The 4,094-nt window shown below is 71.5% G+C and carries 5 protein-coding genes; 3 read left to right on the forward strand and 2 right to left on the reverse strand.

The features are described 5' to 3' along the window. Positions 1–26: 26 nt before the first annotated feature. Positions 27–1,130 carry a glycine cleavage system aminomethyltransferase GcvT gene (gene gcvT, locus EPD65_RS15875; RefSeq protein ID WP_131585894.1) on the reverse strand — a complete coding sequence of 368 codons (1,104 nt, stop codon included), beginning with the start codon at positions 1,128–1,130 and terminating at the stop codon, positions 27–29. 33 nt (positions 1,131–1,163) lie between these two features. Here gcvT and EPD65_RS15880 point away from each other — a divergent pair, with 33 nt between their 5' ends. Together EPD65_RS15880 and EPD65_RS15885 are read left to right on the forward strand one after the other, a co-directional pair. Continuing rightward, on the forward strand, positions 1,164–2,642 hold the full coding sequence (locus EPD65_RS15880; protein WP_131585896.1) for a leucyl aminopeptidase: 1,479 nt from the start codon (positions 1,164–1,166) through the stop codon (positions 2,640–2,642). Between the two features lie 5 nt (positions 2,643–2,647). Beyond that, the gene (locus EPD65_RS15885) at positions 2,648–3,157 is read left to right on the forward strand and encodes a GNAT family N-acetyltransferase (RefSeq protein ID WP_165873035.1); all 510 of its coding nucleotides are present in this window, start codon (positions 2,648–2,650) and stop codon (positions 3,155–3,157) included. Between the two features lie 96 nt (positions 3,158–3,253). Here the strand turns inward: EPD65_RS15885 and EPD65_RS15890 are convergent, their stop codons facing one another. Beyond that, positions 3,254–3,547 (reverse strand): hypothetical protein, encoded by a 294-nt coding sequence (locus tag EPD65_RS15890; protein ID WP_131585902.1) that lies wholly within the window; start codon positions 3,545–3,547, stop codon positions 3,254–3,256. A 116-nt stretch (positions 3,548–3,663) separates the two neighbouring features. Between EPD65_RS15890 and EPD65_RS15895 the strand changes: the two genes are divergently transcribed. Beyond that, positions 3,664–4,094: biotin/lipoyl-containing protein (locus EPD65_RS15895; protein WP_341539067.1), on the forward strand; the 431-nt coding region annotated here is incomplete at its 3' end.

The following is a 4,094-nucleotide window of genomic DNA, read 5'->3' on the forward strand; positions in this document are numbered from 1 at the left end:
CAGCGCGCCGGACCAACCGACGCGCGTCAGGCCTCGCGGACGCTCGTCTCCACGAACGGCGGCTTCACGACGTCGAAGACCTCGGCGCGACCGCGGATGTCGACGGTGACCTGCTGGCCCTCCTCGATCGTGGCGGCGATCAGCGCGAGCGCGATGCCCTTCTTCAGCGTCGGGGAGAACGTGCCCGAGGTGACCTCGCCGAGCAGGATGTCCTGGGTCAGGTGGACGGCCATGTGGGGACGCGGGATGCCGCGACCGGCAGCGACCAGGCCACGCAGGATGCGCTTCGGACCGGCCTCCTTCTCGGCGACCAGCACGTCACGACCCCAGAAGGTCGGCTTCTTCCAGCCGACGGCCCAGCCGACGCGACCCTCGTTGGGCGTGACGGTCGGCGAGATGTCCTGGCCGTGCAGCGGGTAGCCCATCTCGGTACGCAGCGTGTCGCGCGCGCCGAGGCCGCACGGCGCGATGCCGAACTCCTCGCCGGCCGCCATCAGCGCGTCCCAGACAGCACCCGTAGCAGCGTTGGCGACGATCAGCTCGTAGCCGCGCTCGCCCGTGTAGCCCGTCCGGCAGACGACGACGCCCGTGCCCTCGAAGTCGGCCTCGACGAACGCCATGTAGTCGTGCCCGGTCGGAAGGCCGACCTTCGCCAGCGTCTCGTCCGACTTCGGACCCTGCACGGCGAGGACGGCGTACTCCTCGTGGTGGTTGGTGACCTCGACCCCCTCGGGCGCCTTCGCCACCAGCCGACGGACGACCTCGGTCGTGTTCGCGGCGTTGGGGACGAGGAGGACGTGCGACTCGCTCTTGTAGTAGGCGATGAGGTCGTCGACGATGCCGCCGGTCTCCTCGTCACAGCAGAGCGTGTACTGCGCCTGCCCGGGACCGATCCGGCCGAGGTCGTTGGTCAGCGTCGCGTTGACGTACGCCGCAGCACCCTCGCCGGTCACCATCGCCTTGCCGAGGTGGCTGACGTCGAAGATGCCCACGCCGTTGCGCACCGCATCGTGCTCGGCGACGACACCGGACGGGTACTGGAGCGGCATCGACCAGCCGCCGAACTCGGAGAACTTCGCCCCGAGAGAGACGTGACGGTCGTGGAGCGGCGAGGTGAGCAGGTCAGTCATGGCGCTGAACCTACAACGAGTAAGTTGCGTCGGGTGACGTCCTACCTGCTCCGTGCCGCCAGCCCCGCCAAGACCAAGGCTGACGCCGTCGTCGTCGGCGTCGTGAAGTCCGACAAGGGCGCCCGGCTGGCCCCCGGCGGCGAGGACGTCGCAGCGGCGTACGGGCGCAAGCTCGCGCCCCTCCTGTCGACGCTGGGCATCGCGGGCAAGGCGGGCGAGACCGCCAAGATCCCGACCGCCGGCACGATCGGCTCGCCCTTGCTGGTGCTCGTCGGCATGGGCGCCGAGGACGCGCTCACCCCCGACGCCGTACGCCGGGCGGCCGGCGCTGCTGCCCGCGCCATCCCGAACGCCGCGACCGTCGCGCTCGCGCTGCCGGCAACCTCCCCCGCGTTCGTTGCCGCCGTGACCGAAGGCCACCTGCTCGGCGCCTACACGTTCGACCGCTACCGCAAGGACTCCGCGGCCGCCTCCACGGAGGCGCCCGAGGTGATCGTGCTCGCGGCCGGCGCGCGTCAGAAGGAGACGGTCGCCGCGTTCGACAAGGCGCAGCTCGTCGCCGCCGCGACGGCCTGGGTCCGCGATCAGGTCAACACGCCGGCCAACGACCTCTTCCCCGCAACCCTGGCGGAGGCCATGGTCGACGGCCTGCCCGACGGCGTCACCGCCGAGGTCTGGGACGAGGAGCGGCTGCGCGCCGAGCGCTGTGGCGGCGTCCTTGCCGTCGGCGGCGGCTCGGCGAACCCGCCCCGCCTGGTCAAGCTCACCTGGTCCCCCGAGGGTGCGACCACGCACGTCGCGCTGGTGGGCAAGGGCATCACGTTCGACACCGGTGGCTACTGGATCAAGCCGTCGTCCTCGATGACGACGATGAAGTCCGACATGGCCGGTGCAGCGACCGTCGTCGCCGCGATCGCGACGATCGCGCGCCTCGGCCTGCCGGTGCGCGTGACCGCCTGGGCACCGCTCGCGGAGAACATGATCAGCGGCTCGGCCATGCGCCCCGGTGACGTGATGACCGCGCGCAACGGCACCACCGTCGAGATCATCAACACGGACGCCGAGGGCCGTCTGGTCCTCTGTGACGCTCTCGCGCTCGCCGCCGAGGAGGAGCCGGACGCGATCGTCGACATCGCCACGCTCACCGGCGCGATGGTGATGGCACTCGGTGACCGGATCGCGGGCGTCATCGGCGACGACTCGGTCGTCGGCGACCTGACCGCAGCCTCGGAGCTCGCGGGCGAGCCGCTGTGGCGGATGCCGATCCCCGAGGAGATGAGCGGCCGCGTGCACTCGAGCAAGGTCGCGGACCTGGCCCACTACGACGGCGTGCGCTGGGGCGGCGGCCTGTTCGCCGCGGCGTACCTGCGTGAGTTCGTCGACGGCCGCCCGTGGGGCCACCTCGACATCGCCGGCCCGTCCTGGGCCTCTGCGCCGTCCGGCCACATCACCGCCGGCGGCACGGGCTTCGGCGTCAGCACCCTGGTCGAGTACGTCGCCGGCCTGGCCTGACCCGCGTGGCGGTGATCCGGCACGCGACGGTCGCCGACGTCGAGGGCATCCTCGCGGTCGGGCGTACGACGTGGCGCGCGACGTACACACCGCTCGTCGGAAGCGAGCGCGTGGAGTCGTTCCTGGCTCGCTGGTGGACCGCCGCCGGGCTGCTGTCCGGTATCGAGCAGGGCCGGGTCTGGGTCGCTGGTGACGCCGGCCAGGTCGTCGCCATGGCCGCTCATTCCACGCGCGATCGGGTGCTCACGCTCGACAGGCTGTATGTCCTGCCGTCACACCACGGACGCGGGATCGGCACGGCGCTGCTCGACGGCGTCGCGGCCGCAGCCGGCGCGACCGTCGACGTCATCGTCCTGAGCTACCTCGACGGCAACGATGCCGCGGGCGAGTTCTACACCGCACGCGGCTTCGTCGAGACCCACCGCGAGAGGGACACCCCGGGATGGCCCGACGATGTGTGGATGGCGCGCTCACTGCTACCCCGTGTGCCGGACGGAACACACAGCGCCGGCTGACGGTCGAAATCACACGGTCTGGAGCAGGTTCCGCCGCGAAATGTGTCCGTTCGCGCTCACATCGCGAGCGATCGCCCCTCGTCCGGGAATCAGCGGTCAGGGCTGCTGGCGGCGGTTCCAGTCGCGCATCTTCTGCGGGATGCCGACGACAGCGGCGTCGTACGACGGGACGCCGTGCTTGTTGGCGAACCGGTGCGCCCACTGCACCGACGGGACCCGTCGCCGCGTCCACTCACCGTCGTGCGCGACCAGGAGCAGGGTGATGCCGCTGATGACGGTCGGGGGCTCCACGAACCCCTCCACGCCGCGCCGCGTGCGGATGAAGTCGAGCAGGTGTTGCTCGTCCTGAGGGCTCGACGCACCCGGTGCGCGGCGACCGAACAGTCCCATGTGTCGAGTCTGCCTGACACCCGTGACAGCCGTGAGGCTGTTAGTGCAAAGATGGTCCCCGCACGCGGCTGAGCCGGGCCCTGAGATGCCCGGAAGATCTGGAGCAAAGGACGCACATGGCCACCGAAGTCACCCTGCCGGCACTCGGAGAGTCCGTCACGGAAGGCACCATCACCCGCTGGCTCAAGCAGGTTGGTGACACGGTCGCAGTGGACGAGCCGCTGCTCGAGGTCTCCACCGACAAGGTCGACACCGAGATCCCCTCGCCCGTGGCCGGCGTCCTGACCGAGATCCGCGCGTCCGAGGACGAGACCGTCGAGGTCGGCGCTGTGCTGGCCGTCGTCGGTGGCGAGGGCGACGCCGCTCCGGCTGCCGCCGCGCCCGCCGCTGAGGCCCCGGTTGTCGAAGCCCCCGCCGCTGCGGCTCCTGCCGCCGAGGCCCCTGCCGCCGAGGCGCCCGCGGCCCCGGCCGCCCCCGCTGCTCCGGCTTCCGGTACGTCGGTCACCCTCCCCGCGCTGGGCGAGTCGGTCACCGAGGGCACCGTCAC

Source organism: Nocardioides jejuensis (assembly GCF_004337475.1).
In the GTDB taxonomy this organism is placed as follows: domain Bacteria; phylum Actinomycetota; class Actinomycetes; order Propionibacteriales; family Nocardioidaceae; genus Nocardioides; species Nocardioides jejuensis.

What these genes read in the sequence shown, in the direction of transcription:
- gcvT (WP_131585894.1), bottom strand. Translation starts at nt 1,130, where the DNA reads ATGACTGACCTGCTCACCTCGCCGCTCCACGACCGTCACGTCTCTCTC.
- EPD65_RS15890 (WP_131585902.1), bottom strand. Translation starts at nt 3,547, where the DNA reads ATGGGACTGTTCGGTCGCCGCGCACCGGGTGCGTCGAGCCCTCAGGAC.